Genomic DNA, 22,231 nt, shown 5'->3' with positions numbered 1-22,231 from the left:
GGCGGCCGCGGCGGGCACGCCACCTGCGGCGCGCCCGCCGCGGATCAGAGCCGGGCGTCGGGGTTGCCGTGGTGGTCCGGCACCACGGGGATCGACGTCGTGATGGTCTCGATGCCGCTCAGTCGCGCGGGCGAGAGCAGCTTCATGACCCTGTCTCTCGGCATGAGGCCGGCCTCGACCACGAGGTCCGCGACGCTGCGGTTGGTCAGCAGTGCCGTCTTGGCGAGTGCGGCGGAAGCCGCGTAGCCGATGTGCGGGGTCAGCGCGGTGATCACGCCGACGTTGGAGCCGACCATCGTCTCGAGACGTTCCGTGTTGGCCGTGATGCCGTCGATGCAGTTCACGCGCAACGTCAGGCACGCCTGACGAAGCCAGGTGATGGACTGCAGGAGGAAGTTCGCGATCACCGGCTCGAACGCGTTGAGCTGCAGCTGGCCGCCCTCGGCGGCGGCGGTGACCGTGGCATCCGCCCCGATGATGCTGAACGCCACCTGGTTGACGACCTCAGGGATGACCGGGTTCACCTTGCCAGGCATGATGCTGGAGCCGGCCTGGCGCGGCGGAAGGTTGATCTCGCCGAGGCCCGCCTGCGGTCCGCTCGAGAGCAGGCGCAGGTCGTTGCAGATCTTCGACAGCTTCACCGCGCTGCGCTTGAGCGCCCCGGAGAACGACATGAACGCCCCGGCATCGCTCGTCGACTCGATGAGGTCGGGGGCGCTCTCGAGATCGAGGCCCGTGATGAGGTTGAGGTGGTGCACAGCCGACGCCGCGTAGCGCGGGTCGGCGGTGATGCCGGTGCCGATGGCGGTGGCGCCGAGGTTGATCTCCGACAGCAGCCAGATGGTCTCCTTGAGACGCTCGTAGTCCTCGCCGAGCGTGGTCGCGAAACCGTGGAACTCCTGTCCCAACGTCATGGGCACGGCATCCTGCAGCTGCGTTCTGCCGACCTTGAGCACGTTCTTGAACTCGACGCCCTTGCGCGAGAACGACTCGCGCAGCGCCCACAGCTCGTCGAGCAGGGAACGAAGCAGCAGAGACAGCGCGATCTTCACCGCCGTCGGGTACGTGTCGTTGGTGCTCTGGCTGCGGTTGACGTCGTCGATCGGGTGGATGTGGGCGTAGTCGCCCTTCTGCCAACCGCCCAGTTCGAGGGCGCGGTTGGCGATCACCTCGTTCGCGTTCATGTTGGTGGAGGTGCCGGCACCGCCCTGGATGATGCCCACCACGAACTGGTCGTGCAGCCTGCCTTCGAGCAGCTCGAGGCAGGCCTGCTCGATGAGCCGCCCCTTGTGCGGGTCGATGGCGCCGATCTCGATGTTCGCCCGCACGGCGGCGAGCTTCACCATCGCCAGGGCGTCGATGAAGGTCGAATACACCGAGATGGGACGGTGAGCGATCGGGAAGTTCTCGAGAGCGCGAGAGGTGTGTACACCCCAGTACGCGTCTGCGGGAATTCGACGCTCCCCCAGGGAGTCCGTCTCGGTGCGGTAATCACCTGATGCGGCCTCCCAACCTTGCGGCGGGGACATGATGGAGTCGGGTTGCTGAACGGGGATCTCTCGCGTCGCGGTCACGACCTGGGCCTTTCTGAGGCGCATCGTCGCGCCACGCCGACGACTCTACGCGGCGGCGAGTGCGCGCATCCTGAGCGTCGGCCGGACCGACGCGGTCGGCACCGGGTTCAGGACAGCTTGCGCATGAGACCCCTGGCGATCGAGTCGACCCGACGCGTGTACGGCGGGAAGATCATCGCCAGCGATTCCGGCTTCAGCGGCTTGCTGAGCACCGCCTTCTCGTGGCTGAACGTGACGAAGCCGTACTCGCCGTGGTAGCTGCCCATGCCGCTCTCACCGACACCGCCGAACGGCAGCCCGCCGACGGTCTGGTGGATCATCACGGCGTTGAACCCGACGGCGCCCGACGAGGTGCGACGCAGGAACGCCTTGCGCACCTCGTCGCGGTTCGAGAACACGTAGAGCGCGAGCGGCTTCTCCCCCGCGGTGATGCGGCGGATGGCGTCGTCGAGTCCGTCGACCGCGATCACGGGAAGGATCGGTCCGAAGATCTCCTCGCTCATCACCCTGGAGTCCTCGGCGACATCGGTGAGAACCGTCGGCTCGATGTATTTGTCGGCGGCGTCTGACCTACCCCCCCAGCACGGCGGTGCCGTCGCCGAGCATGCCGGCCAGCGCGTCGAAACGTCCCGGGTTGACGATGCGCGCATAGTCGCCGGATGCCTGCGGGTCGCTCCCGTAGAACTCGCGCACGGCCTTCTCGATGAGCGGCACGACGGCATCCAGCACCTCGCGAGTGCCCAGCAGGTAGTCGGGAGCCACGCAGGTCTGGCCGGCGTTGAAGTACTTGCCCCACGCGATGCGGCGGGCAGCCGTCTCGAGGTGGACGGAGTCGTCGACGTAGACCGGTGACTTGCCACCCAGCTCCAGCGTGATGGGCGTGAGGTGCTTCGCCGCCGCCTCGGCGACGATGCGGCCGACCCGCGCACCGCCCGTGTAGAAGATGTGGTCGAAGCGCTTGGCGAGCAGAGCCGTGGTCTCCTCGACGGCACCCTCGACGACGGCGACGGCACGGGCATCCAGATAGTCGGGCACGAGCTTCGCGAACACCGCCGACGTGGCCGGGGCGAGCTCGCTGGGCTTCATCACGACGGCGTTGCCCGCCGCGATGGCCGCCACGACGGGACCGAGCAGCAGCTGGATGGGATAGTTCCACGGTGCGATGACGAGCGCGACGCCGAGCGGCTCGCGCACGACCCAGCCCTTCGCCGGCTGCAGCGCAAGGGGCAGCGATGCCCGTTTCGGGGCGGCCCACGACTTGAGGTGGCGCAGGGCGTGCGCCACCTCGCTCAGCACGACGTTGACGTCGGCCAGCTGCGTCTCCGTGGGGTTGCGGTGCAGGTCGGCCGCGACGGCCGCCTCGAACTCGGCGCTGTGGTCTTCGAGCATGCGGCGGATGCCGTTCAGTTGCTGCCTGCGCCAAGCCAGCGGCTTGGTGATGCCGGCCTCGAAGGCCCGGCGTCGCTCGGCCACGATGCCGGCGATGTCGTCAGAAGTCATGCGCACATGGTAGTGCTGGTCGCCTGACCAAGTCGCGGCGCGCCAGCGCGTCCCCTCCGCCGAGGGTGCGGGTTCGCCATCCCGAGAGTGTTGGTCTCCCGTCCCGAGAGCGCGGGATTCCATACCGAGAGCGCGAGATTCCTCGCCCGAGTGTGCGGGGTTCTGCTGCTCGCCCGTGCGAGCGTCGTCCTGGAGGGCGCGAGATTCACATCGCACCCTCCAGAGGCGGAACTCAATGGGTGTACAGCGCCTCGATGGGGCCGCGGGCGAAGTAGATCGCGAATCCGGCGGCGACGATCCAGAGCAGCGGCGAGATCGAGCGCACCTTGCCGGAGAACGCCTGCACGACCACCCAGGTGATGAACCCGGCACCGATGCCGTTCGCGATCGAGTAGGTCAGGGGCATGATCACCACCGTCATGAACACCGGCAGCAGCACAGAGAAGTCGGTGAGGTCGATGCTGCGGATCTGCGACATCATCAGCGCACCGACGATCACGAGCGCGGCGGCCGCGACTTCGGAGGGCACGATCTGCGCGATCGGCGTGAAGAACATCGCGAGCAGGAAGAGGCCGCCCGTGACCACGTTGGCGAAACCGGTCTTCGCGCCTTCACCGATTCCGGCGCCGGACTCGATGAACACCGTGTTCGAGGAACTCGAGGTCAGACCGCCGGCGACGGCGCCGACACCCTCGACGATGAGCGCGCTGCGCAGGCGAGGGAACGTGCCGTCGTCCTTGGCCAGTCCGGCCTCCTTCGACAGGCCGGTCATGGTGCCCATGGCGTCGAAGAAGTTGCTGAACACCAGGGTGAAGACGAGCATGATCGCCGTCAGTGCGCCGAGCTTGCTGAAGTCGAAGCTCACCTGGCCGACCAGGCCGAAGTTCGGCAGCGACACCCAGTTCGTGATCTCGGGGATGTTCAGGTTCCAGCCCGTCGGGTCCTTCGGCTGCGCGCCCAGGTTCCAGATGGCCTGCGCGATCACGGCCAGAATCGTGCCTCCCACGAGGCCGATGAGGATGGCGCCCTTGATCTTGCGCGCGACGAGGATGCCCGTGATCAGCAGGGTGAGCACGAAGACGACCGTCGGAATGCTGCCGACCGAGCCGTCGACGCCGAGGCCGATCGGCGGGGAGGCGAGCTTCGTCGTGGTGACGAAACCGGCATCCACGAGGCCGATGAACGCGATGAAGAGACCGATTCCGACAGTGATGGCGATCTTGAGCGAATACGGAACGGCGTCGAAGATGAGGCGCCGCAAGCCGGTGGCCGACAGGATCACGATGATCAGACCGTCGATCACCACCAGGCCCATGGCCTCTGGCCACGTGACCTGACCGACGACACTCACCGCGAGGAACGAGTTGATGCCGAGGCCGGCGGCGAACGCGAACGGCAGCCTAGCGATGAGGCCGAACAGGATGGTCATGACGCCGGCGGTGAGCGCCGTGACGGCGGCGACCTGGGTGAACTGCAGGACGTGGCCGGAGACATCCTTGCTGCCCGACAGGATGATCGGGTTCAGCACGATGATGTAGGCCATGGTGACGAAGGTCACGAGGCCGCCGCGCACCTCCTGCCACCACGTTGATCCTCGTTTGGAGATCTCGAAGAACGCGTTGAGACGGCTGGGCGCCTCGACGTCGGCCTGGGTTTCGGTATCGGACATGGACGGGTCTCCGATCGTGCGAATGAAGGGTGAACGCGAGGCGTCGAGACGATATTGTCAGGCAACTGCCAGAGAGCGCTAGCATCGCCTCCGAGACCGTGGCGATTCCCGCAGCGCGTCCTATTCTCTCCCGACCCGAGACCCTACGAAGCGAGCACCGATGGCGACCCTCTGGACCCTGCACGGCGACGGCAAGACGATTCGCCCCGACACCGTTGTGGCGCCCGACGAGCGACTCACCTGGCCGCGCACGATCGGCATCGGTGCGCAGCACGTCGTGGCGATGTTCGGTGCGACGTTCCTGGTGCCGCTGCTCACGCACTTCCCGCCGTCGACGACGCTGCTGTTCTCCGGCATCGGCACCATCGCGTTCCTGCTCATCACGGGCAACCGGCTGCCGAGTTATCTGGGTTCGTCGTTCGCGTTCATCGCGCCCATCACCGCGGCCACGGCCGAGCACGGTATGGGCGGGGCGTTGTTCGGCATCCTCGCCGTCGGCATCCTGCTCGCGATCGTCGGCGGAATCGTCATCTGGACCGGCACCGGATGGATCGACGCACTGATGCCGCCGATCGTGGCCGGTGCCATCGTCGCCCTGATCGGGTTCAACCTGGCGCCGGCCGCTGTGACGAACTTCAGCACCTCGCCGCTGGTGGCGGTCATCACGCTGGCTGCGATCATCCTCTGCACCGTGCTGTTCAGAGGGATGCTCGGGCGCATGTCGATCTTCGTGGGCGTCGTGGTCGGATACATCGCCGCGGTGCTGCTCGGGGCCGTCGACTTCGCGCCCGTCGCGAAGGCCGCCTGGGTCGGGCTGCCGACGTTCACCCTGCCGAAGAACCCGTTCACGGACAGCTCGCTCTGGGGACTCCTGCTCGTCTTCCTGCCCGTCGTGCTCGTGCTGATCGCCGAGAACGTCGGCCACATCCGTGCCGTCACGCAGATGACGGGCAAGGACGTCAACGTGCTGACCGGTCGGGCGCTGCTCGCGGACGGCCTCGCCACAACGCTCGCCGGATTCTTCGGCGGATCGGGCACCACGACGTACGGCGAGAACATCGGCGTGATGGCCGCGACCAAGGTGTACTCGACGGCGGCGTACTGGGTGGCCGGCATCGTCGCGGTGCTGCTGGGGCTCTCGCCCAAGGTGGGGGCGGTGCTCAACACCATCCCGGCCGGCGTGCTCGGTGGTGCGACCCTCGCGCTCTACGGTCTGATCGGCGTCGTCGGCATCAAGATCTGGCTGGACAACAAGGTGGACTTCTCGAAGCCGAAGAACCAGTTCACGGCGGCGGTCGCACTCGTCATCGGCGTCGGCAACCTGACGTGGACCATCGGAAGCGGAAAGACGGGCATCCAGCTCGGTGGCATCGTGCTCGGCACCGTCGCCGCGATCGTCATCTACCACCTGATGAACGCGATCGGGCGGGTGCGCGGCACGGACTGAGCTGCGGCGACGGAGTCGCTCTACGTGTGCAGGGCCGGGATGATCAGGTAGATGCCGAAGAGCACGACGGCGCCGCAGAGAACGAAGCATGTGTAGGCGACGACGAGGGCGAGGCGTTTCTGCGCTGTCGTCAGCGGGTTGCGCGCCGACGCCTTCTTGATGCGCTTCGCCTCGGCCGCGGCCTCCGCCGGCGTGATGATCGTGATGGCGTCGGTGAACTCGGCCGGGGTGACGTGCGGGGCCTTTCCCGCCGTGGAGAGCATCCTCAGGCCCAGCGAATAGAGCGCGACCACGACGCACGCGGAGACCAGCGCCGCGACGGCGACGGTGAAGAAGGCGAACCAGTCGATCATGCTGCGCTCCTCTTCGGGTTCTTCGGCTTGACCTTGCGGATCTTGACCACGCGACCGGATTCGGCCACCTCGCTGACGCCCTCGAAGGCGTTGCGCGCATGCACGGTGTTGCGACTGGAGATGACGAAGATGAGCACGATCACGGCGACCGCGATCACGAGGTCGATGATCACACCCGTCAGGCCGAGCAGCCCGATGAACGCCGTCACGGCGCCCACGATGGCCGAGGCCGGCAGCGTCATGAGCCAGCCGATCCCGATGCGGCCCGCTGTGCCCCAGCGCACGCTCGAACCGCGGCGGCCGAGGCCGGAGCCGATGACCGATCCGGATGCCACCTGCGTGGTCGACAGCGCGAACCCGAGGTGCGACGACGCGAGGATGGTGGCCGCCGTGCTCGTCTCCGCCGCGAAGCCCTGAGCGGGCTTGACGTCGGTGAGCCCCTTGCCGAGCGTGCGGATGATGCGCCAGCCGCCCGTATAGGTGCCGATCGCGATGGCCAGGGCGCACGCGGTGATCACCAGCACCGGCGGGCTCGCGCCTGGTGCGAGCACCCCGTCGGAGATCAGCACGAGCGTGATGACGCCCATCGTCTTCTGGGCGTCGTTGGTGCCGTGCGCGAGCGCCACGAGGGACGAGGAGAAGATCTGCGCGAACCGGAATCCCGCTCGCCCGTCGGGCAGTCCGTCGTAACGCCGTGTGATGGCGTAGGCGAGCCTGGTCGCACAGAACGCCACGAAGCCGGCGATCACGGGCGACAGCACCGCGGGAAGGATCACCTTGTCGAGCAGCACGAGGTAGTCGACGGAGCCGAACCCGGCACCCACGATCGCGGCGCCGATGAGGCCGCCGAACAGGGCGTGGCTCGAGCTCGACGGCAGCCCGAACAGCCAGGTGACGAGGTTCCAGATGATGGCTCCTACGAGCCCGGCGAAGATCATGGTCGGCGTGATGAGCACGCCGCCGGAGCCCTCTTTGATCAAGCCGCTCGAGATGGTCTTCGCCACCTCGGTGGAGAGGAACGCTCCGACCAGATTGAGCACGGCGGCCAAGGCCACCGCGATCTTCGGCTTCATCGCTCCGGTCGCGATCGGCGTGGCCATCGCGTTCGCGGTGTCGTGGAAGCCGTTCGTGAAATCGAAGAACAGCGCCAGCACGATCACCAGCACGACGATCAGGGTGAAGTCCACCGACGGCTTTCTCGAAGAAGCGGGCACAATCACGGTCTGTTCGCCTCGGCACACCGGGTGAGGCACCTGGGGTTCACCTGTCGTGCATCGCGCGTTAAGACCATGTCGATCGTCACATGTGGCGGTGAGCCGGTCAACTTGAGGGGTGCCGTCGCGGCACTCGGAGCGGCGACGCTTAGTCTTTGCAAGTGAGTGCAACTGCGCAGCAGGGCGGCGGGTTCCGGTCCTGGTTCCTCAAGGGCATGACGGCTCCGACGTCGGGGCCGCACGCCGAGTCGACCGAGAAACCGCACACCTGGTGGCGGGTCATGTGCCTCACCGGTCTCGACTACTTCTCCACCCTGGGCTATCAGCCGGGCATCGCGGCCCTCGCTGCCGGCCTCATCTCTCCCTTGGCGACGCTCGTGCTCGTGGCCCTCACGCTGCTCGGAGCCCTGCCCGTCTACCGGCGTGTGTCGAAGGAGAGCTTCAGGGGATCGGGGTCGATCGCCATGCTGGAGCGGCTGCTCCCCTGGTGGGCAGGCAAGCTCTTCGTGCTCGTGCTGCTCGGCTTCGCCGCGACCGACTTCATGATCACGATCACCCTCTCGGCTGCCGACGGCGCGGCCCACGCCATCGAGAATCCGCTCGCCCCGTCATGGATGCACGGCGCAAACCTGCCCGTGACCCTCGTGCTCATCGCGTTGCTGGGCGCCGTCTTCCTCATGGGGTTCTCCGAGGCGATCGGCGTCGCCACGATACTGGTGGGCGTCTATCTGGCGCTCAACGTCGTCGTGGTCGCGGTCTCCGTCGCCGAGGTCGTCACGCGCCCGGTGCACGTGACGGACTGGTGGACGGCCCTGACGGCCAGCCACGGCGATCCTCTGCTCATCGTCGGAATAGCGCTGCTCGTCTTCCCGAAGCTGGCGCTGGGGCTCTCGGGATTCGAGACCGGCGTCGCCGTGATGCCGCAGATCAAGGGCGACCCGAGCGACACGCCCGACAACCCGGCAGGGCGCATCCGCGGTGCGAAGCGACTCCTCACGACGGCGGCCATCATCATGAGCTGCTTTCTCATCACCTCGAGCTTCGCCACCACCATGCTCATTCCGCAGAAGGAGTTCCAGCCGGGAGGCGCGGCGAACGGCAGGGCGCTCGCCTACCTCGCGCACGAGTACCTGGGGCCGGCCTTCGGCACGGTGTACGACATCTCCACCATCGCCATCCTGTGGTTCGCCGGCGCCTCGGCGATGGCCGGGCTGCTCAACCTGGTGCCCAGGTACCTGCCCCGCTACGGCATGGCGCCGCAGTGGGCGCGCGCTATTCGACCTCTCGTCGTGGTGTTCACCTTCATCGCGTTCTTCATCACGTGGATCTTCGACGCCAACGTCGATCGCCAGGGCGGCGCCTACGCGACCGGCGTGCTGGTGCTGATCACGTCGGCCGCCGTCGCGGTGATGCTCTCGGCGTGGCGCAAACGTCAGCGCGGCTGGTTCATCGCCTTCATGCTGATCGCGGCCGTGTTCGTCTACACCACGATCGACAACATCGTGGAGCGGCCCGATGGCGTTCGCATCGCCGGCTGGTTCATCCTCGGCATCGTCGTGGTCTCGATCCTGTCGCGCGTGCGCCGGTCGTTCCAGCTGCGCGCCACCTCGGTGCGGCTCGGCCTCACTGCGGCGGGCTTCGTCTCGGAAGACGCGGAGGAGTTCGGTGCGATCCGGCTCATCGCCCACGAGCCCGATGTCGACACGGTGCAGGAGTACGCCCAGAAGAGCAAGGACGAGCGCCGATTCGCCCACATCCCGCAGGGATCGCCGATCATCTTTCTCGAGGTGCTGCCCAGCGACTCCTCCGACTTCGAGGAAGACCTCGAGGTGACCGGTGTGGCGAAGCACGGGTACCGCGTGTTGCAGGTCACGAGCGGCAACGTGCCCAACACGGTGGCCTCCGTGTTGCTGCAGATCCGCGACGAGACCGGCGTCGTCCCCGAGATCTACTTCGAGTGGAACGAGGGCAACCCCATCTCCAACATGCTCCGCTTCCTCATCACCGGCACGGGCGAGATCGCCCCCGTGACCAGGGAGGTGCTGCGCGAGGCCGAGAAGGATCCGAAGCGCAGACCGCACGTGCACGTGAGCTGAACGCCCACGTCGATGGCCGCTACGACGCCGCGTCGGCTGTGGCCCGCGCGATGAGCGCGAGCACCGCCCTCGCATAGGCGGTCTCGGCATCGGACGCCTCGAAGCGCTCTGTGTTCTCATCGTGAGCGGTCTCGACGACGAAGGCACCGGCATCCGTCGTGCTCAGCGACACGAAGGTGCCGCCGAGCAGGCCGCGCAGCTGGTCTTCACGCGGCAGCCAGAGCGCGTTCTCGACGGCCACCGAATCGAGCGCCCACTCCGTGGTGCCGTTGAAGCCGAGGATGGTGCCGGTGTCGAACTCGTGCGCCTCGATGGTCATGTCGCTGACGGTGAACGTGTCACCCTCGAGCTCGCTCGAGTCGATGGCGAACACGTCGCCGGAGACCGGATGCCACACCAGCCCCTTCCCGCGCAGCTCGCGTGCCAGCTCGGTCGAGATCATGCCGACATTCTGGCTCAGACGCCCGACGAACGCGGCGTGGATGCGGCATCCGTCGGCACCAGCTCCGCGATCAGGCACACCTCGAGCGGCTCCGGCCGCACCCAGGTCTCCGAGCGCGCGACCGTGTAGCCGGCCGCTTCGGCGAGCGCGGACAACCTGTCCGGGGTGCCCAGCCGCTCGTGCAGGTGCGTGTGCGCGCTGTGCGGATGCCGTTCCGCGCCGCCCTGCAGCGCCGCGGCCACCGCAGGCACCTCCGTCGCCTCGTCGGTGCGGAACCCGGCGATGACGACCCGTCCGTCGTCCGCGAGCAGAGGCCGCCACGACCGCAGTGCCGCCTCGGGGTCGGGCAGCAGGTGCAGTGCGGTGACGCAGGTGATGAGCCGGAAGGATGCCGGTGCGAACGGAAGCGGCCCCGCGGCGTCCACGAGCACGAGTTCCGCCTCCGGCAGTCGTTCGCGTGCGACGGCGAGCATCCCCGCCGACACGTCGACGCCGGCCAGCCGTCGCGACGGCGAGGCGGGGACGGCTCTCAGCACGAGCCCGGTGCCGGTGGCCACGTCGAGCACGGAGTCGGCCGCTGCGGCGCCGGAGAACTCGACGACGCGCTGCGCGAGGGCGCGGTGGAAGGCGGACTCGTCGTAGCTGGCCGCCCGGTCATCGAACATGGCGGCGATCTCGGCCGGTGTCGGCGCGTCAGTCATCGTGTGCTTCCCCTCGCTTCTGCGCGGTCTCTTCCCTGCCGCTACTGCTCTTCGTGGTGGTTCGGGTCGCCGTCGAACAGTCGCCCGCTCGCCCGGCCCAGTGCGGTGATCGCCGCGACCTCGTCGTCGCTCAGCGCGAATCCGAAGACGTCGAGGTTCTCGCGCTGGCGCTGCGGCGTGGCCGACTTGGGCAGTGGCACCGATCCCAGCTGCACGTGCCAGCGCAGCACGACCTGGGCGGGCGTGACCCCGTGCGCCGCGGCGGCTGCGGTGACCGCCTGCTCGGAGAGCACGGGCGAGTTCTTGCCCAGCGGGCTCCACGCCTCGGTCACGATGCCGTGCTCGTCGTGGAACGCGCGCAGCTTCTCCTGCGGGAAGTACGGGTGCAGCTCCACCTGGTTCACGGCGGGAAGCTCGCCGGTCTCGCGCTGCAGTCGCAGCAGGAACTCCTCGGTGAAGTTCGAGACGCCGATGGAGCGCACCAGGCCGCGGTCGCGCAGGTCGATCATCGCCTTGAACGAGTCGAGGTACCTGTCGACGCTCGGGTTCGGCCAGTGGATGAGGTACACGTCGATGGTGTCGATGCCGAGCGCGCGGCGCGACGCCTCGAACGACGCGAGGGTCTCGTCGTATCCGTGGTGTCTGCCCGGGAGCTTCGTCTGCACCACCAGCTGAGCACGGTCGAGGCCGGATGCCCGCATGCCACGGCCCACGGCATCCTCGTTCGCGTAGTTGACAGCGGTGTCGAGCAGCCGGTAGCCGGCCTCGATGGCCGAGGCCACCGCCCGCTCCCCCTCGTCGCCCTTCAGCGGATAGGTGCCGAACCCGAGTGCCGGGATGCTCGTGCCGTCGTTGAGTGCGCGCTGCGGAATCTCCATCGCCCCAGGCTACAAACCGGCGCAGATATCCGCATCGCCCGCGAGCGCACCGCTTGCGACGCCCCGCGCCCAGCCTCACGGCACCAGTCGTGGCACCCGGTGAGCACCGTTCACAGATGCCGTCGCGCGGCCAGTACGGTGGAGCCATGTCGCAGAGTCCCACCCCTCCGATCGCACCGCGCCGGCCGCACGAGAGGATCGTGCACGGCGACGTCGTCGTCGACGACTACGAGTGGCTGCGCGACAAGGACGATCCAGAGGTCATCGCGCACCTGGAGGCGGAGAACGGCTATACGCAGACGCAGCTGCAGCACCTGGAGCCCCTGCGCGAGAAGGTGTTCGAGGAGATCCGTTCGCGCACGAAAGAGACCGATCTGTCGGTGCCGATGCGCGAGGGGGGCTGGTGGTACTACTCGCGCTCGTTCGAGGGTCGCCAGTACGGAGTGCACTGCCGTGCACCCATCACGGGCGTCGACGACTGGATGCCGCCCGCCGTCGCGGAGGTCGACGCGACGTCGCCTGCCCTGCCGGGCGAGCAGGTGCTGTTCGACACGAACAAGGAGGCGGAGGGCCACGAGTTCTTCCGACTCGGCACCTTCGACGTGAGCGCCGACGGCACGCGGCTGCTCTACGCGATCGACACCGTCGGCGACGAGCGGTACACGTTGCGCGTGCGCGATCTGGACACAGGGGCCGACCTCGACGACGAGGTTCCCGACACGTCGGCGGGTGCCGTGCTCTCCCCCGACGGCCGTTACGCCTTCTACGCCACCGTCGACGACGCCTGGCGTCCGGACACCATCTGGCGGCACGAGCTCGGAACCGACGCGGACTCCGACGCCGTCGTGCACCACGAAGACGACGAGCGCTTCTGGGTGGGCGTCGGCGTCATGCGCAGCCGCGGCTTCATCGAGATCGGCATCGGGTCGTCGGTGACCGGCGAGTCGCGGCTGATCCCGGCAGCCGACCCGACGGCCGAGCCGTTCGTGGTGTGGCCGCGGCACGAGGGCGTCGAGTACGACGTCGAGCACGCGATCGTCGCGGGTGACGACCGTCTGCTCATCGTGCACAACGACGGCGCCGAAGACTTCGAGCTCGTCGACGTCGCGGCGTCAGAACCGCAGGGCGAGCGCAGGGTCGTCATCGCCCACCACAAGGGCGTGCGTCTGGAGTCGGTGGATGCCTTCGCCTCCCGCATCGTCGTCGAGTACCGCAGGCAGGCGCTCACCCGCGTCGCCGCGCTCGAGATCACCCGGCAGGGCTACGCCGAACCGCGCGAGCTCGAGTTCGACGAGCCGTTGTTCACGGTCGGGGTGGCGGGCAACCCGGAGTGGACGCAGCCGACGGTGCGGCTCGGCTACGGGTCGCTGGTGACGCCCTCGACCGTGTACGACTGGTCGCCGGAGAAGGCGGGCACCGCAGACGAGCTGCGTGTGCTCAAGCAGCAGGAGGTGCTCGGCGGCTACGACCCGAGCGCCTACGAGCAGCGTCGCGAGTGGGCGCGTGCCGACGACGGCACCCTGGTGCCGATCTCGCTCGTCTATCGTCGAGACCTCGTCACCCCCGGCGAGCCCGCACCGCTGGAGCTGTACGGCTACGGGTCGTACGAGCACAGCATCGACCCCGCGGTCTCGGTCGCCAGGCTGTCGCTGCTCGACCGCGGCGTCGTGTTCGCCATCGCGCACGTGCGCGGCGGCGGCGAGCTCGGCAGGCACTGGTATGAGGAGGGCAAGCTCACCCGCAAACGCACCACGTTCACCGACTTCGTCGCGTGCGCCCGGCACCTCGTCGACGGCGGATGGACCCGGCCCGATCGAATGGTGGCCGAGGGAGGCAGCGCCGGCGGGCTGCTGATGGGTGCTGTGGCGAACCTCGCTCCTGAGCTGTTCGCGGGCATTCTGGCCGATGTGCCGTTCGTCGACGCGCTGACGAGCATCCTCGATCCCGACCTGCCGCTGACGGTGATCGAGTGGGACGAGTGGGGCGACCCGCTGCACGAGAAGGAGGTGTACGACTACATGAAGTCGTACACGCCCTACGAGAACGTCGCCGATGACGCGAGCGGGTATCCGCGCATCCTCGCCGTCACGAGCCTCAACGACACGCGCGTGCTGTATGTCGAGCCTGCGAAGTGGGTGGCGCGGCTGCGTGCCGCCGGCGCACCCGTGCTGCTGAAGATCGAGATGTCGGCCGGGCACGGCGGCGTCAGCGGACGCTACAACTCGTGGCGCGAGCGCGCGTTCGAGCTGGCCTGGCTGCTCGACGTGCTGGGCCTGAGCTGACCGACCCACCCGCGCCGCCCACAATTCAGGCGCAGTCCCTGCCCGACGACCGGGAATGCGCCATGAGGCCGGGTACGGCATGAATCGTGCTCGCGGTGGCGGCTCGACGTGCCGGGCGTCACTCGGTGACGATGGGCTCCGCTCGCTGCGGACTGAGCGCGTACGAGGTACCCGAGCGGGTGCGCTCGAGAATGCCGACGTCGACGAGATAGCGCCTGGCCGTCACGTGGTCGTCGGTGAACACGCGAAGCCGCTCGTTCACCTGGGCCTCGCTGAGCTCTTCACCGGGTCGGAAGGCATGCTCCGCCACGTGCAGCAAGAGCGCATGCCGCTCTGCCGCGCCCATCGGATACCGGTCGATGCGCCCGTCTTTGAGGAACTTCTCGACGCCCTCCGCCTTCTGCACAGGTGAGGCGGCGAGGATGCCTGCGAACGGCGCCGCCGCCACGCTCGCTCCGCTGTTCTCGACGTTCGCCACGAGCCCGGCGTTCCGCAGCGAGCGGAGCACCCGCTCGCGCTTCTTCGCGGGCACGCCGCCCATGGCATCCTCGATGCCCTCCCCCAGCACCAGCCGGCTGTACACGACACGAACATCGTCGTCGGCGAGCGCCGCGACCACCGGTCGCCAGGATTCGCTCACGTCAGCCAAACAGCACTGCCGCTTCGTCGTAGCGGTAGTCGGGCACGGTGTTGAGACCGCCGGTGGCGTCGGCGATCGACACGATCTCGACGTCGGTGCCCTTCAGCGAGACCATCGAGCCCCACTGTCTGGTCTGCGCGGCGTCGACCGCGGCGATGCCGAGTCGGGTGGCGAGCACTCGGTCGTAGGCGCTGGGCACGCCTCCGCGCTGGATGTGGCCGATGACGGTTGCACGCGACTCGATGCCGGTGCGCTCCTCGATCATCGGCGCGAGCAGCTCGCCGATGCCGCCGAGCCGCGGGCGATTGAACGCGTCGAGGCCCTTGTGCGAGTGCGCCTCTTCCATGGTGTCGAGATGGAAGCCCTCGGAGACCACGACGACGGGCGCGCGCCCGCGGTCGCGCACGTGCAGCACCCACTCGCAGATCTGCTCGATCGACTGCGGACGCTCGGGGATCAGGATGGCGTGCGCGCCGCCCGCCATGCCGGAGTGCAGGGCGATCCAGCCGACGTGACGGCCCATGACCTCGACGATCATGCAACGCTGGTGCGACTCTGCCGTGGTGCGCAGCCGGTCGATGGCCTCGGTGGCGATCTCGACGGCGGTGTCGAAACCGAAGGAGTAGTCGGTGGCGGCGAGGTCGTTGTCGATGGTCTTCGGCACGCCGATCACGTTGATGCCGCCCTCGTCGACCAGGCGACGGGCCGCGGTGAGGGTGCCCTCGCCGCCGATGGCGATCATGGCGTCGATGCCGTTGACGTCCATCATGCGCTGGATGTTCTCGGGACCGCCGCCCTCGCCCTCGAAGGGATTGGTGCGACTGGAGCCGAGGATGGTTCCGCCCTGCCTGGAAAGGCCGCGCACGGTGTGCCGGTCGAGCGGCACCATGTCGCCCTCGACGACGCCACGCCAGCCGTAGCGGAACCCGACGAACTCGTCACCGTAGACGCGGTCGCCCTTCAGCACGGCTCCGCGGATGACTGCGTTCAGGCCGGGGCAGTCGCCGCCGGACGTGAGGATGCCGATTTTCATTACGCCTCTTTCGCACATACAGGGACACGTCTGTTTGCACGTCGATACGCCGCTGTATCGGCCGATACTTCAATGATCATGCCGGATGCCGTCGGCGGCACCAAAACGGCGCTCGCCACGGGCGCCGTCGCACGGTCATCCCGCGCGCAGCGCACGTTCCAGCTTGGAGGAGCTCGACGCAGGCGCCGCACCCGCTGCCAGCACGGCCGCTTCGAGCCCGTCGAGCAGTTCGGTGCGCCCTCGCCGGCTGTCGGGTGCTGCCGCCGACAGTTCGACCTCCCACTCCCGCCAGGTCTCCGCGCCGCCCGTGCCGAGGTTCTCGCCGGTCACGTGATCATCGCAGAACTCCGCGACCGGGTAGCCGGCGGCATCCAGCAGCCGGCTCACCACCCGGTGGTTGCGCACCCTGGCGACGGGATGCAGCTCGCCGTCGCCGATCAGTTCGCGCACCTCGTCGGCGACCCATTCGGGAACGGATGCCCGACCGCCCCCGCCTGCGCCCGTCCCGTTCTCGTCGCGGTCGTCCTCGCCCAGGGCCCAGTGCTGCTCCGTGCGACCTTCGCCCGCGTCGCGCTTGATGTGCCACCCCGCGTCGGGTCCGCCTTCCCTGCGGCGCAGCGCGACGTGGGCGTGCGCAAGGGAGAGGTCAGCGGTGTCGTAGTAGACGGCATCCAGTTCCCGGATCTCCGGCACTTCGATCACCGCGATCGGCCCGACCCCCACGAAGGCCGGCTCGCCCGCCTCGCCCGTGACGTCGTACTTGCGCTCGATCTCGATGCTCGTCGTGCCGTGCTTGCTCATCGTCCCAGTCTTGCGCAGGTGCCGGAGCGGAGCCGTGCCCGGCGATGGATGACGCCCGTTCGTCGCCAATTCTTTGCGCACGAACCCCTGGGACGCGAGCGGATGCGGCGTTACCCTGACAGCATGACCGAGCACAGCGACGCACGGCCCGAGGATTCCGACGCGGACTTCGACGAATTCGCCGCCGCTCAAGAGGGCGACTACGAACCGGAGCTCGACGAGATCGCGGGCCTCGAAGACGACGACGATCGCCTGATCGACGATGACGAACTCGATGACATCGACGACGAGTTCCCCGACGAAGATCGGATCGTGGTCTTCGACGACGAACCCGACGACGAATAGGACTACGCGTCGAGCTCCTTCGCCGCGGTGAAGACGACTCGCGCCTTCTCGGGGGTGATGATCTCGACGTCTCGTGTGTTCCACGGTGTGTCGTGCGGATCGCTCACGGTCCCCCCGCCGACGGTGCGACATGCCGTGACGACGGCGTCGAGCTGGTTCAACACGCACGCGAAGCCGACGCTGAGCGCGGGCAGCCCACCGGATTCCGTCGCGGCCGGCACCAGGAGCACGTCCTGGAAGGCCCAGCGACGAAGGTGCACGAGTCGCCCAGGAACGCTGAACAGTTCGAAGAACCCCAGCCCGCGCGTCCAGAACTCGAGGGATGCCGCAAGGTCGGGCGTCGGGATCGTGACGAACACCGGCATCCCATAGATGCCGTGGAACGGCTCCGGCGCCACGGCGTCGGGACCGGGTGCTGGCACGGGGCTCAGTTCGATCGCGTTGTAGAAATCGCTCATGCGCTCCACGATCTGCCCTGACGCACCGTCAAGGTCAAGCCGCCTCTCGCCCTGGTCGGAGGTGAGAGACGGCTCGACGTCGAACGCTTGGCTCTACAACGCGTCGCGCAGCAGCGAGATGAGCGCGTCGAGCTGCACGGAGTCGGCGGATCCCGGCTCGATGTCGACGCCGTCGAGAGCGCGCAGTGCCAGCGACTGCTTGGAGTCGATGAGCTCGGCGATCTTCGCGTCGATGGTCTGCGCAGCGATGATGCGCCATGCCGTGACCGGCTCCTCCTGACCGATGCGGTGCACGCGGTCGATGGCCTGGGTCTGCTCGGCGGCCGTCCAGCTCAGCTCGGCGAGCACCACGTTGGATGCCGCCTGCAGGTTGAGTCCGACGCCCGCGGCCGTGAGCGAGCACACGGCCACCGACACCCCTGGATCGTTGTTGAACGCGTCGATCTCCCGCTGGCGCGCGATCGCGGTCTGGTCGCCGCGGATCGACACCGAACGCAGCTCGCGCGACGCGAACGCCTCTTCAGCCTGATCCATCACGTCGATGTGCTTGGCGAAGAACACCACCTTGCCCACCGAGCGCGCGAGCTGGGCGGCGTAGTCGGCCGCGAGCGACGCCTTCGCCTGGCCGATCTTGCGCACCATGGTGAAGACGTTCTCGCCGGTCTTCTGACCCTTCGACTCTTCGAGCTCGGCGTGCGCGACGATGCGGATGAGGTGCTCGCGACGTTCGTCGTCGTCGCCGGCGAACGATTCGCCCACTCCGGCGGCGAAGGCCCTGCGGTAGCGCTGCACGAGGCGGGCGGCGAGTTCGCGCTCCGCCGCCTTGACGGAGCGGCCGAGCTCGTCGTCGAGTTCGACGGGCAGGTCGACCACCCGCCGCGACGGCAGGTCGGCGGCGACGTCGATCTTCTTGCGGCGCACGATGCCCATGTCGATCACGGCACCCCTGGCCGCGGTGTAGAAGCCGGGGTCTGCGGGCGTGAGCTCCGTCTCATCCAGCCTGCTCATCAGCTCGGCCGTCGGCTTGGTGCCGTCGATCCAGCCGAGGAACTGCCAGATCGCACGGAAGTCGTCGATGTCGTTGATGAGCGGCGTGCCGGTCAGCGCCATGAGCAGCGGGTCCGAGACCGAGTGGCGGATGGCATCCGCAAGCCCCAGCACGTAGCGCGACCGCTGCGAGTGCAGGTTCTTGATGAAGTGCGCCTCGTCGACCACCATGCCGCGGAAACCGAGCTCCGACAGCCAGGAGAGATGTCGGTCGAGCACCTCGTAGTTGACGATGACGACGTCGGCGAAGGCATCCAGCCCCTCGCCGTCGCCGTGGATGACCGTGGCCCTGCGATGCGGCGTCCACCGCTGCACCTCCCGCGCCCAGTTCATCTTCACGACGTTGGGCACCACGGCGAGCAGCGGGTACGCGCCGGCGACGGACGCAGCGAGCACCGACTGCGCCGTCTTGCCGAGTCCCGGCTCGTCGGCGAGGAGGAAGCTGCGGTGCCCGAGGCGCACCGACTCCACGAACTTCGCCTGGTGCTTCATGAGCTCCATGCCGGGAGGCGAGTATCTGTCGATCTTCGGCGCGGGCGGCAGCTCCATGCTGGCCGCCTGACCGCCCGAGCCGTATTCGAACGACTTGAACAGCGGGCCGAGCAGCTCCCACGAGTCGAGGCGCCGACGGGGCGACGGAGACGACTGCTGCGCGAGCGCGAAGTCGGGGGCGAGGAACGGGTTCGACAGCTGGCGGGCGCGCACGGACTGCGGCATCACCTGCTTCTGGGCCAGCTCGGGCGAGAGCAGAACGTCTTGCTTCGGCTTCGGCACCTCGGTCGTGATGATGAGGTCGTCTGGCTCGAGCTCGGCGCCCGACTCGAGAAGCCAGTCCCTGCGCATCTTCTGCGCAGCGGGACTCGGCGTGGACGTCGACTCGAGCAGGGCGATCAGCGAGGTGTCGCGTGCCGCGGTCTTCGCGAGGATGGTCGCGATGCCGTCGAGCCGCTTGAGCTGCTCTGCGCGCGCCGCATCGCTGAGCGCGGCATCCGACTTCGCACGCGCGCGCTCCTCGCGCATGAGCAGCGCGATCACCTGGAACTTGGTGCGGTTGGTCGGCCCGAGCTTCTTTCCCGTTCCCGCCTTGGCCTCGACCTCGCGCACTCGGCGCGCGAGCACCGGGATGAGCCCGTCGTTGTTGGAATGGCGGGCGCCGGAACGGCGGCTGGCCTGAGCGGTGCGATCGCCGTTGTGCGGCATGATCCTCCTGTGCGTGAGGGTCCGCGTCTGCGGACCGCTCCTGGGTGGGACGGCGGGGAGCCCGGTGCGAATCCGCCCGCATGCGTCTGCTCGCGCCGTCAGACACCGAGGGTGACGAGACCGATGCGGGTGTTCGGACGAAGCCCGAAAGTCGGCTGCGATGCAACCGATGAGACGTGTCCGGCGGATGCCTGGACCCCGACGCTGACCGATTTTACGCTACTGGTGGCCTGTGCGTCATCTTTCGACGCGCCGGGCACCGAGAAACGGCCTTCCGCGCGCGTGCGCGGAAGGCGCTCAGATCGCGCCGTCGAGCGCCTCGCGCAGCACGACGGCCTGGTTGTGCTGTTCGTCGTGCGCCGAGTAGACGAGCGTCATGGTGCGGCTCTCGGCGAGCTCACGGAGCCGGGCGATGTCGGGGTTGCCGTGCAACTCGGCGAGGTAGCGCTCGCGGAAGCCGTCGAACTTCGCCGGATCGTGCCCGAACCATTCGCGCAGCTCTGTGCTGGGCGCGACCTCTTTGTCCCACTCGTCGAGGTGCGCAGCCGCCTTGCTCACACCGCGCGGCCAGATGCGATCGACCAGAACTCGGTAGCCGTCGTCGTCTGACGCCGCCTCATAGACCCGCTTGATCGCCACCGGCATGTCGACTCACCCCTTCGAGCGCCCTCGCCCCGACCCTGCGCTCTGCGTGCCGCGCGACCCCGCCTTCCGACCGCCGTAGCGACCCTGCGGGCCGGCCTTCTCCTCACCGACCGGCACCTTGATGGCGACACCCGCTGCGATCATCACGACGGTGGAGGCCAGCGTGAGCAGGCGCATCCACAGGTCATCGATGGGCAGCGGCCACACCGGGTTGAAGACGACCGCGACCGGCACCAGCCCGATCAGCCACCAGTACGACTTTCCCTGCACGGCGAAGACGCACATGATGAGGGCGAGGATCGCGACGATGAAGCGCACCCAGATGTACCAGGCGCTGTTGCCGATCAGGGCGAACGAGGCCAGCAGCACGATGCCGCCGAGGATGCCTGGCAGCAGGGCCAGGCGAGCGTACGTGGGTTGGGCGGCTGGTCGAGACATCGTGTCTGAAGTCTACGGCTCGGCCGCTGTGCTCACGCCGTCAGCAGCGGCCCTTGAGCACCAGGAAGCCGAACGGCTCGACGGAGTCGACGACGACGCTCACGCGACTCTCCGTCAGCAGCGCTCCGAACGCGAGCGGAGAGACCGGGAGGGCGTCGACGCGGTGACCCTCGGCATCCGCCGCAAGGCCCGTCACCGCGAACGCCAGGTCGCTGAGCTCGTCGTCGCCCTCGACCACGATCGGTGCGTCGGCATCGAGTGGCGTGACGGCGAGAACGGCCGTGGCGACGTCTTCGACGCACTCCGACCGCACATGGATGCCGTCGCTCACCGGGTGACCGGCGCTCACGATCGCGATCCAGGCTCCGCTCGGCGCGTCATCAAGCGCATGCAGAAGGGGCCCGGACACGATGGGCGACAGGTTCTTGAGCATGCTGGGTGCCTCCTCGCGTCTCGATCGACGCAGGACCGCGTGACTAGGGCTTGCCACGGACCTTTCGTTAGTGTAAGAACGTCCGGCGCACACGTGACAGTCCCCTATTCGGGGCCAGAACAAGCTGCTCCACGCATGCCGGGACACGGGCGTGCACAAGGTCCTTCGCCTACCCTGATCACGTGATCGACGACATCAAGAAGCGTGCGCTGCACCGCACCCGCATCCTCGCCGGGCAGCTGCGGGGTCTCGAGAAGATGATCGAGAACGAGGACTACTGCGTCGACATCCTCACGCAGTCGCTCGCGATCCAGAAGTCGCTCGGGTCGCTCAACAAGCTGCTCGTGGAGAACCACCTGCGCACCCACGTGACGGCCCAGTTCGAGGCGGGCGGCGACGAGCGCGAGCGCGCCGTCGCCGAGCTCGTGCACCTTTTCGAGCTCTCCAACAACCGGTCCTGATCGTGCCGGACGCCCCACCCGCGTTCACGCGCACCGAACGTGGCGTGCGCTTCGAGGCCGTGCTCGGGGACATCACTCTGCAGCAGGTCGACGCGATCGTGAACGCGGCGAACTCCACACTGTTCGGCGGCGGCGGAGTCGACGGCGCGATCCATCGTGCTGGCGGACCCGAGATCCTCGCCGCCTGCAGGGCGCTTCGCGAGACCGTGTATCCCGACGGGCTGCCGACCGGCGACGCGGTGGCGACGACGGCGGGGCTGCTGAGCGCAGAGCACGTGATCCACACGGTGGGACCGGTGTGGTCGTCGCTGGAAGACCGCACGCCGTTGCTCGCCGGCGCCTACGCGCGGTCGCTGGCGGTCGCCGGCGAGGTGGGCGCGGCATCCATCGCCTTCCCCGCGGTGTCGGCGGGCGTGTACGGCTGGCCGATGGACGATGCCGCCCGCATCGCCGTGGCCACGACGCTGCGGAACGCACCCGCCGTGCCCGGCCTGGGTATCGTGCGCTACGTGCTCTTCTCGGAGCGTGCGCTCGACGCCTTCAGCGGGATGCTCAGCGACGCGACCCTCTGAGG

At 68.2% G+C, this 22,231-nt stretch carries 23 protein-coding genes; 6 read left to right on the top strand and 17 right to left on the bottom strand.

Annotated elements, in window-relative coordinates:
- Positions 1-44 precede the first annotated feature (44 nt).
- The 4 genes from FPZ11_RS00420 to FPZ11_RS00410 all read right to left on the bottom strand — a co-directional run bounded on the left by FPZ11_RS00420 (position 45) and on the right by FPZ11_RS00410 (position 4,743).
- Positions 45-1,529: an aspartate ammonia-lyase gene (locus FPZ11_RS00420; protein WP_146322588.1), complete on the bottom strand. Its 1,485-nt coding sequence runs from the start codon at positions 1,527-1,529 to the stop codon at positions 45-47.
- Between the two features lie 152 nt (positions 1,530-1,681).
- Positions 1,682-2,224, bottom strand: a complete 543-nt coding sequence (locus tag FPZ11_RS20195; RefSeq protein ID WP_367889420.1) for an aldehyde dehydrogenase family protein — start codon at positions 2,222-2,224, stop codon at positions 1,682-1,684.
- Entirely contained in the window at positions 2,145-3,074 is a 930-nt protein-coding gene (locus tag FPZ11_RS00415) for an aldehyde dehydrogenase family protein (protein ID WP_367889419.1), read from the bottom strand. Before FPZ11_RS00415 ends, FPZ11_RS20195 begins: the two co-directional genes overlap by 80 nt.
- 232 nt (positions 3,075-3,306) lie before the next feature.
- Complete coding sequence (locus FPZ11_RS00410; protein ID WP_146317427.1) at positions 3,307-4,743, bottom strand: NCS2 family permease; 1,437 nt, start codon at positions 4,741-4,743, stop codon at positions 3,307-3,309.
- Positions 4,744-4,903: 160 nt separating this feature from the next.
- Between FPZ11_RS00410 and FPZ11_RS00405 the strand changes: the two genes are divergently transcribed.
- The gene (locus FPZ11_RS00405; protein ID WP_146317425.1) at positions 4,904-6,190 is read left to right on the top strand and encodes a uracil-xanthine permease family protein; all 1,287 of its coding nucleotides are present in this window, start codon (positions 4,904-4,906) and stop codon (positions 6,188-6,190) included.
- A gap of 20 nt (positions 6,191-6,210) precedes the next feature.
- Here FPZ11_RS00405 and FPZ11_RS00400 read toward each other — a convergent pair whose 3' ends face one another.
- Entirely contained in the window at positions 6,211-6,543 is a 333-nt protein-coding gene (locus FPZ11_RS00400) for a peptidase (protein ID WP_146317423.1), read from the bottom strand.
- On the bottom strand, positions 6,540-7,730 hold the full coding sequence (locus FPZ11_RS00395; RefSeq protein WP_146317421.1) for an inorganic phosphate transporter: 1,191 nt from the start codon (positions 7,728-7,730) through the stop codon (positions 6,540-6,542). Before FPZ11_RS00395 ends, FPZ11_RS00400 begins: the two co-directional genes overlap by 4 nt.
- Before the next feature lie 242 nt (positions 7,731-7,972).
- Here FPZ11_RS00395 and FPZ11_RS00390 point away from each other — a divergent pair, with 242 nt between their 5' ends.
- Positions 7,973-9,853 (top strand): APC family permease, encoded by a 1,881-nt coding sequence (locus FPZ11_RS00390; RefSeq protein WP_210416005.1) that lies wholly within the window; start codon positions 7,973-7,975, stop codon positions 9,851-9,853.
- A 19-nt stretch (positions 9,854-9,872) separates the two neighbouring features.
- Here FPZ11_RS00390 and FPZ11_RS00385 read toward each other — a convergent pair whose 3' ends face one another.
- From FPZ11_RS00385 to FPZ11_RS00375, 3 genes are read right to left on the bottom strand one after another with little or no spacing between them, the layout of a single operon-like run.
- Complete coding sequence (locus tag FPZ11_RS00385) at positions 9,873-10,295, bottom strand: hypothetical protein (RefSeq protein WP_146317419.1); 423 nt, start codon at positions 10,293-10,295, stop codon at positions 9,873-9,875.
- Between the two features lie 14 nt (positions 10,296-10,309).
- Positions 10,310-10,996, bottom strand: coding sequence for a class I SAM-dependent methyltransferase (locus FPZ11_RS00380; protein ID WP_246846429.1), 687 nt, complete (start codon positions 10,994-10,996; stop codon positions 10,310-10,312).
- A gap of 41 nt (positions 10,997-11,037) precedes the next feature.
- A complete protein-coding gene (locus FPZ11_RS00375) occupies positions 11,038-11,874 on the bottom strand; it encodes an aldo/keto reductase (RefSeq protein ID WP_146317417.1) in 837 nt (278 codons plus the stop codon).
- 146 nt (positions 11,875-12,020) lie between these two features.
- On the opposite strand from FPZ11_RS00375, the gene FPZ11_RS00370 reads away from it, so the two are divergent.
- On the top strand, positions 12,021-14,156 hold the full coding sequence (locus FPZ11_RS00370; protein WP_146317415.1) for a S9 family peptidase: 2,136 nt from the start codon (positions 12,021-12,023) through the stop codon (positions 14,154-14,156).
- Between the two features lie 118 nt (positions 14,157-14,274).
- Here FPZ11_RS00370 and FPZ11_RS00365 read toward each other — a convergent pair whose 3' ends face one another.
- From FPZ11_RS00365 to FPZ11_RS00355, 3 genes are all read right to left on the bottom strand, one after another.
- Entirely contained in the window at positions 14,275-14,796 is a 522-nt protein-coding gene (locus tag FPZ11_RS00365; protein ID WP_246846428.1) for a DUF2087 domain-containing protein, read from the bottom strand.
- Position 14,797: 1 nt separating this feature from the next.
- Positions 14,798-15,829, bottom strand: a complete 1,032-nt coding sequence (locus FPZ11_RS00360) for a 6-phosphofructokinase (RefSeq protein ID WP_146322585.1) — start codon at positions 15,827-15,829, stop codon at positions 14,798-14,800.
- Between the two features lie 135 nt (positions 15,830-15,964).
- Positions 15,965-16,630, bottom strand: a complete 666-nt coding sequence (locus FPZ11_RS00355; protein WP_146317413.1) for a CYTH domain-containing protein — start codon at positions 16,628-16,630, stop codon at positions 15,965-15,967.
- A 123-nt stretch (positions 16,631-16,753) separates the two neighbouring features.
- Between FPZ11_RS00355 and FPZ11_RS00350 the strand changes: the two genes are divergently transcribed.
- Positions 16,754-16,975, top strand: coding sequence for a hypothetical protein (locus tag FPZ11_RS00350; RefSeq protein ID WP_146317411.1), 222 nt, complete (start codon positions 16,754-16,756; stop codon positions 16,973-16,975).
- A 2-nt stretch (positions 16,976-16,977) separates the two neighbouring features.
- Here the strand turns inward: FPZ11_RS00350 and FPZ11_RS00345 are convergent, their stop codons facing one another.
- From FPZ11_RS00345 to FPZ11_RS00325, 5 genes are all read right to left on the bottom strand, one after another.
- Entirely contained in the window at positions 16,978-17,433 is a 456-nt protein-coding gene (locus FPZ11_RS00345) for a VOC family protein (protein ID WP_210415925.1), read from the bottom strand.
- 93 nt (positions 17,434-17,526) lie between these two features.
- Positions 17,527-19,680: a DEAD/DEAH box helicase gene (locus tag FPZ11_RS00340; protein WP_146317409.1), complete on the bottom strand. Its 2,154-nt coding sequence runs from the start codon at positions 19,678-19,680 to the stop codon at positions 17,527-17,529.
- A 297-nt stretch (positions 19,681-19,977) separates the two neighbouring features.
- Entirely contained in the window at positions 19,978-20,325 is a 348-nt protein-coding gene (locus tag FPZ11_RS00335) for a DUF488 domain-containing protein (RefSeq protein ID WP_146317407.1), read from the bottom strand.
- Positions 20,326-20,331: 6 nt separating this feature from the next.
- Positions 20,332-20,763, bottom strand: coding sequence for a DUF6804 family protein (locus FPZ11_RS00330; protein ID WP_210415924.1), 432 nt, complete (start codon positions 20,761-20,763; stop codon positions 20,332-20,334).
- 40 nt (positions 20,764-20,803) lie between these two features.
- A complete protein-coding gene (locus FPZ11_RS00325; RefSeq protein ID WP_146317405.1) occupies positions 20,804-21,196 on the bottom strand; it encodes an RbsD/FucU family protein in 393 nt (130 codons plus the stop codon).
- Positions 21,197-21,378: 182 nt separating this feature from the next.
- Here FPZ11_RS00325 and FPZ11_RS00320 point away from each other — a divergent pair, with 182 nt between their 5' ends.
- Positions 21,379-21,657, top strand: coding sequence for a metal-sensitive transcriptional regulator (locus FPZ11_RS00320; RefSeq protein ID WP_146317403.1), 279 nt, complete (start codon positions 21,379-21,381; stop codon positions 21,655-21,657).
- Positions 21,658-21,701: 44 nt separating this feature from the next.
- Positions 21,702-22,229, top strand: coding sequence for an O-acetyl-ADP-ribose deacetylase (locus tag FPZ11_RS00315; protein WP_146322584.1), 528 nt, complete (start codon positions 21,702-21,704; stop codon positions 22,227-22,229).
- Positions 22,230-22,231: the final 2 nt, after the last annotated feature.

This window comes from Humibacter ginsenosidimutans (assembly GCF_007859675.1).
Classification (GTDB): domain Bacteria; phylum Actinomycetota; class Actinomycetes; order Actinomycetales; family Microbacteriaceae; genus Humibacter; species Humibacter ginsenosidimutans.
This window is presented reverse-complemented; position numbering and strand designations above follow the sequence as displayed.

Excerpts from the sequence above, each read along its gene's own strand:
- FPZ11_RS00420 (WP_146322588.1), bottom strand. The coding sequence starts at position 1,529 with ATGTCCCCGCCGCAAGGTTGGGAGGCCGCATCAGGTGATTACCGCACC.
- FPZ11_RS20195 (WP_367889420.1), bottom strand. The coding sequence starts at position 2,224 with ATGCGCGCATCGTCAACCCGGGACGTTTCGACGCGCTGGCCGGCATGC.
- FPZ11_RS00415 (WP_367889419.1), bottom strand. The coding sequence starts at position 3,074 with ATGACTTCTGACGACATCGCCGGCATCGTGGCCGAGCGACGCCGGGCC.
- FPZ11_RS00410 (WP_146317427.1), bottom strand. The coding sequence starts at position 4,743 with ATGTCCGATACCGAAACCCAGGCCGACGTCGAGGCGCCCAGCCGTCTC.
- FPZ11_RS00405 (WP_146317425.1), top strand. The coding sequence starts at position 4,904 with ATGGCGACCCTCTGGACCCTGCACGGCGACGGCAAGACGATTCGCCCC.
- FPZ11_RS00400 (WP_146317423.1), bottom strand. The coding sequence starts at position 6,543 with ATGATCGACTGGTTCGCCTTCTTCACCGTCGCCGTCGCGGCGCTGGTC.
- FPZ11_RS00390 (WP_210416005.1), top strand. The coding sequence starts at position 7,973 with ATGACGGCTCCGACGTCGGGGCCGCACGCCGAGTCGACCGAGAAACCG.
- FPZ11_RS00385 (WP_146317419.1), bottom strand. The coding sequence starts at position 10,295 with ATGATCTCGACCGAGCTGGCACGCGAGCTGCGCGGGAAGGGGCTGGTG.
- FPZ11_RS00380 (WP_246846429.1), bottom strand. The coding sequence starts at position 10,996 with ATGACTGACGCGCCGACACCGGCCGAGATCGCCGCCATGTTCGATGAC.
- FPZ11_RS00375 (WP_146317417.1), bottom strand. The coding sequence starts at position 11,874 with ATGGAGATTCCGCAGCGCGCACTCAACGACGGCACGAGCATCCCGGCA.
- FPZ11_RS00370 (WP_146317415.1), top strand. The coding sequence starts at position 12,021 with ATGTCGCAGAGTCCCACCCCTCCGATCGCACCGCGCCGGCCGCACGAG.
- FPZ11_RS00360 (WP_146322585.1), bottom strand. The coding sequence starts at position 15,829 with ATGAAAATCGGCATCCTCACGTCCGGCGGCGACTGCCCCGGCCTGAAC.
- FPZ11_RS00355 (WP_146317413.1), bottom strand. The coding sequence starts at position 16,630 with ATGAGCAAGCACGGCACGACGAGCATCGAGATCGAGCGCAAGTACGAC.
- FPZ11_RS00350 (WP_146317411.1), top strand. The coding sequence starts at position 16,754 with ATGACCGAGCACAGCGACGCACGGCCCGAGGATTCCGACGCGGACTTC.
- FPZ11_RS00345 (WP_210415925.1), bottom strand. The coding sequence starts at position 17,433 with ATGAGCGATTTCTACAACGCGATCGAACTGAGCCCCGTGCCAGCACCC.
- FPZ11_RS00340 (WP_146317409.1), bottom strand. The coding sequence starts at position 19,680 with ATGCCGCACAACGGCGATCGCACCGCTCAGGCCAGCCGCCGTTCCGGC.
- FPZ11_RS00335 (WP_146317407.1), bottom strand. The coding sequence starts at position 20,325 with ATGCCGGTGGCGATCAAGCGGGTCTATGAGGCGGCGTCAGACGACGAC.
- FPZ11_RS00330 (WP_210415924.1), bottom strand. The coding sequence starts at position 20,763 with ATGTCTCGACCAGCCGCCCAACCCACGTACGCTCGCCTGGCCCTGCTG.
- FPZ11_RS00325 (WP_146317405.1), bottom strand. The coding sequence starts at position 21,196 with ATGCTCAAGAACCTGTCGCCCATCGTGTCCGGGCCCCTTCTGCATGCG.